The organism is Streptomyces sp. P5F9, assembly GCF_057961495.1.
The window spans coordinates 1-4,796 of record NZ_JBXVPZ010000615.1; the positions used below are offsets into that span (position 1 = coordinate 1).

Annotated in this window: 4 protein-coding genes; all 4 read right to left on the bottom strand. The window is 71.9% G+C overall.

The window, feature by feature from the left end; translation table 11 throughout:
* Positions 1 to 194 precede the first annotated feature (194 nt).
* On the bottom strand, positions 195 to 590 hold the full coding sequence (locus AC31A1_RS46925) for an NUDIX domain-containing protein (protein ID WP_489659180.1): 396 nt from the start codon (positions 588 to 590) through the stop codon (positions 195 to 197).
* An 8-nt stretch (positions 591 to 598) separates the two neighbouring features.
* The gene (locus AC31A1_RS46930; protein WP_019059837.1) at positions 599 to 1,417 is read right to left on the bottom strand and encodes a TrmH family RNA methyltransferase; all 819 of its coding nucleotides are present in this window, start codon (positions 1,415 to 1,417) and stop codon (positions 599 to 601) included.
* 64 nt (positions 1,418 to 1,481) lie between these two features.
* Positions 1,482 to 2,714 (bottom strand): uroporphyrinogen-III C-methyltransferase, encoded by a 1,233-nt coding sequence (gene cobA / locus AC31A1_RS46935; protein WP_489659181.1) that lies wholly within the window; start codon positions 2,712 to 2,714, stop codon positions 1,482 to 1,484.
* A 149-nt stretch (positions 2,715 to 2,863) separates the two neighbouring features.
* A partial coding sequence (gene cobT, locus AC31A1_RS46940) for a nicotinate-nucleotide--dimethylbenzimidazole phosphoribosyltransferase (protein WP_489659182.1) occupies positions 2,864 to 4,796 on the bottom strand: 1,933 nt, incomplete at its 5' end.

Sequence of the window (4,796 nt, forward strand, 5' to 3'; positions counted from 1 at the left end):
GCCCCTACCCGTCCCATCCTCCAAGGGCTGCCGCCCCTTCGACCCCGCCTGGGGCTGCGCCCCAGACCCCCTTCGGCCTGAACGGCCTCGTCCTCAAACGCCGGACGGGCTGGATGTAGCCGGCCCGAGCTGAAAAGTTGACGCCGGACGGGCTGAATAACGCGAGCCCGCACTGCATGGTGGACGTGTCGTGCCTACAAGCCCGGCAGCACGTGCTCGAAGAACTCCCTGTCTTCGTCGAACGCCGGAGTCATCGTCAGGAACTCCGTCGGGGTCACCCAGCGGACCTCGGAGACCTCGCCCGGGTCCGGGACGATCGTGCCGTTGCCTGTTTCCGTGGCGGTCCACCAGTGGAGGCGGAACGTGCCGTCGGCCGTGTCGGACTGCCAGACCTTGGAGAGAGGGGAGACCATGAGGCCCACCTCCTCCCTGACCTCTCTGACCAGGGCCTCTTCCTGGGTTTCGCCTGGTTCGAGTTTGCCGCTCAGGGGTGCCCAGTAGCCGGCGCGGGCCGAGTCGGGGCCCCGGCGGATGACCAGGACCCGGTCCGCTCGTCGGAGGACGGCGACGATCGCCTCGCGCGGGGCCAAGCGGGCTCCTAGAGTTCGGGGCGGCCGGTGGCCACCGCGTAGAAGGCGACCGCGGCCGCGGCGCCCACGTTGAGGGAGTCGACGCCGTGGGCCATGGGGATGCGGACCCATTCGTCGGCCGCCACCAGGGCTTGCGTGGAGAGGCCGTCGCCCTCGGCACCCAGCATCAGGGCCACCCGGTCCATGCGGTGCGGGGCCGCCTCGTCCAGGCTCTTCGCCTTTTCGTCGGGGGTCAGCGCCAGGAGCGTGAAGCCCGCCTCGCGGACCGACTCCAGGCCCTTGGGCCAGCTGTCCAGGCGGGCGTAGGGGACGGAGAAGACCGCGCCCATCGAGACCTTCACGCTGCGGCGGTACAGCGGGTCCGCGCAGTCGGGAGACAACAGGACCGCGTCCATGCCCAGTGCCGCCGCCGAGCGGAAGATCGCGCCGATGTTGGTGTGGTCGTTGACCGACTCCATCACCACCACTCTGCGCGTGGTCTGGAGGAGTTCGTCCGCCGTGGGGAGGGGTTTGCGCTGCATGGAGGCCAGCGCGCCCCTGTGCACGTGGTAGCCCGTCACGCGCTCGGCCAGTTCCGGGCTCACCGCGTAGACGGGGGCCGGGAGTTCGTCGATGACGTCCCGCATGACGTCGACCCACTTCGCGGACAGCAGCATCGAACGCATCTCGTAGCCCGCGTCCTTGGCCCGTCTGATGACCTTCTCGCCCTCGGCGATGAACAGGCCCTCGGCCGGTTCACGCTTGCGGCGCAGCTCTACGTCGGTCAGGCCCGTGTAATCACGCAGGCGCGGGTCGTCGGGATCCTCAACGGTGATGAGATCGGCCACAGGGTGATACTGCCTTGTCCTGGGTGTGGTGCCAACGGCTGGGAACGGGTTGTGTTACCCGGGGTTACGCGAGTTCCTTCGGGCCTACGGTGACCACCGCGCCGATGACGATCACCGCGGGCGGTTTCACGTCCTCGGCGCGAGCCGTCTCGCCGACCGTCGCCAGGGTCGCGTCCACCCGGCGCTGGGCGGCGGTCGTGCCCTCCTGGATCAGGGCGACCGGGGTGTCCGCCGGCTTGCCGTGCGCGATCAGGGTTTCGGCGATCTTCCCGATCTTGTCCACGCCCATGAGGACGACGAGGGTGCCGGTCAGCTTCGCCAGCGACGGCCAGTCCACCAGGGAGCGCTCGTCGTCAGGGGCCACATGGCCGCTGACCACCGTGAACTCGTGTGCGACACCCCTGTGGGTGACCGGGATGCCCGCGGCGCCCGGTACCGAGATCGAGCTGGAGATGCCGGGCACGACCGTGCACGGGATGCCGGCCTCGGCGAGCGCCTGGACCTCCTCCATGCCACGGCCGTAGACGAAGGGGTCGCCGCCCTTCAGTCGTACGACCGACTTGCCCTGCCTGGCGTGTTCGATCAGGGCGTTGTTGATGGCCTCCTGGGCCATGTAGCGGCCGTACGGGATCTTCGCCGCGTCGATCACCTCGACGTGCGGGGGGAGTTCGGCGAGGAGGTCGCGGGGGCCGAGGCGGTCGGCGATGACGACGTCGGCCTCGGCGAGGAGGCGGCGGCCGCGGACCGTGATCAGGTCCGGGTCGCCGGGGCCGCCGCCGACGAGGGCGACGCCCGGGGTACGGGTGCGGTGGTGGGGGGCGACGAGGGTGCCGTCGCGCAGGCCCGCGACGACCGCGTCGCGGATCGCGGCGGTGTGGCGGGGGTCGCGGCCGCGGGCGTCCGTGGTGAGGACGGCGACCGTCACGCCCTCGCTGTGGCCCGTCGCCGGAGTCCATGCGGTGGCCTGGTCGGCGTCGTCGGAGCGGACGCACCAGACGCGGTTCGCCTCGGCTTCGGCGGACGCCCGGTTGTTCGCTTCCGGGTCCGTGGTGGCGATCAGGGCGTACCAGGCGTTCGCGAGGTCGCCTTCCGCGTACGGGCGGCGCTCCCAGGTGATCTCGCCCGCGTCCGCCATCGCCTCCACGGAGGGGGTGGCCTCGGGGGACACGAGGGTGATGGCCGCGCCCGCCGCGATCAGCGCGGGGAGGCGGCGCTGGGCGACCTGGCCGCCGCCGAGGACGACGACCCTGCGGCCGGTGAGACGGAGGCCTACGGGGTAGGCGGGGTTTTCGGCCATGAGGGTGCGGCTCCTCGGACGGGCGTGCGGTGGGCGCTACGGCTCTGGAGCGGCCCTGACGTGCGGATTTTAGAGTGCGTTCAGCGTACGGCGGAGGTGGGGCGGGCGCGACGGAGCGCGTGCCGACCCCACCCCCGGTCCGGGTCGGTCTACTTCTCGGTGACGCCGGCCGAGTCGAACGTCGCCACCTCGTGCATCGCCCGCGCCGTGCTCTGCACCAGCGGCAGGGCCAGCAGTGCGCCCGTGCCCTCACCGAGGCGGAGGTCCAGGTCGACCAAGGGGCGCAGGCCGAGCTTGTTCAGCGCCGCCACGTGACCGGGTTCCGCGCTGCGGTGGCCCGCGATGCAGGCCGCGAGGACCTCGGGGGCGATCGCGCGGGCGACCAGGGCGGCCGCGCCGGCGCTCACGCCGTCCAGGATCACCGGCGTACGCAGGGACGCGCCGCCGAGCAACAGGCCGACCATCGCCGCGTGTTCGAAGCCGCCGACCGCGGCGAGGACGCCGATGGGGTCGGCCGGGTCCGGCTGGTGCAGGTCGATCGCGCGGCGCACGACCTCCGTCTTGCGGGCGAGGGTCTCGTCGTTGATGCCGGTGCCCCGGCCCGTGACCTCGGCGGGGTCGGTGTCCGTGAAGACCGAGATCAGGGCGGCGGACGCGGTGGTGTTCGCGATGCCCATCTCACCGGTGAGCAGCGCCCTGTTGCCGGCTGCCACCAGGTCGCGGGCCGTCTCGATGCCCACCTCGATGGCCTGCTTGGCCTCCTCGCGGGTCATCGCCGGGCCGGTCGTCATGTCGGACGTACCGGCACGGATCTTGCGGGGCAACAGGCCGGGCGTGGCAGGGAGTTCGGACGCCACGCCGACATCCACGACGCACACCTCGGCACCCACCTGGCTCGCGAAGGCGTTGCAAACCGCCCCGCCGCCAAGGAAGTTGGCGACCATCTGGGCCGTGACCTCCTGCGGCCAGGGCGTGACGCCCTGCGCGTGCACACCGTGGTCGCCCGCGAAGATCGCGACAGCCGCGGGCTCCGGGATCGGCGGCGGGCACTGCCGGGAAAGCCCGGACAGCTGCGCGGAGATGATCTCCAGCATGCCGAGCGAGCCCGGCGGCTTCGTCATCCGCTTCTGCCGCTCCCACGCCTCGCCGAGCGCCTTCGCGTCCAGCGGGCGGATCCCGGCGACCGTCTCCGCGAGCAGATCGTGCGGGTCCTCGCCGGGCAGCGCACGGCGGCCGTACGTCTCCTCGTGCACGACCCACGACAGCGGGCGGCGCTTGGACCAGCCCGCCTGCATCAGCTCGGGCTCCTCCGGGAACTCGTCGACGTAGCCGACGCAGAGGTACGCGATGACCTCCAGGTGCTCCGGCAGGCCGAGCGCGCGGACCATCTCGCGCTCGTCGAAGAAGCTGACCCAGCCGACGCCGAGGCCCTCGGCGCGGGCGGCGAGCCAGAGGTTCTCGACGGCGAGCGCGGCGGAGTAGGGCGCCATCTGCGGCTGCGTGTGCCGGCCCAGGGTGTGGCGGCCGCCGCGGGTCGGGTCGGCGGTGACGACGATGTTCACCGGGGTGTCGAGGATCGCCTCGATCTTCAGTTCCTTGAACTGCTTCGCCCGGCCCTTCGGCAGCGACTTCGCGTACGCCTCGCGCTGGCTCTGCGCCAGTTCGTGCATGTTCCGGCGCGTGTCGGCGGAACGGATGACGACGAAGTCCCACGGCTGCGAGTGCCCGACGGACGGCGCCGTGTGCGCCGCCTCCAGCACCCGCAGCAGCACGTCGTGCGGGATCGGGTCACTGCGGAAGCCGTTCCGGATGTCCCGGCGCTCACGCATCACCTTCAGCACGGCCTCGCGCTCGGCGTCGTCGTAGGCGGGAGCGGCAGGACCGGTGGACTCTCGTACGTCTTCCACTACGGCCGTGCTCTCTTCTTCCTGATCAGCGGCCCGGGTGTCCAGGTCGTCCGCGTGCTGTACGAGGTCCGGGTCTGCCTCACGGGGGGCGGGGACGGTAGCGAAGGGTTCCTCTGTGACACCCGGTTGCTCCTCCGCGGGGAGGACGAGCGGGTGCGGCGGGGTCGGTGCGAGG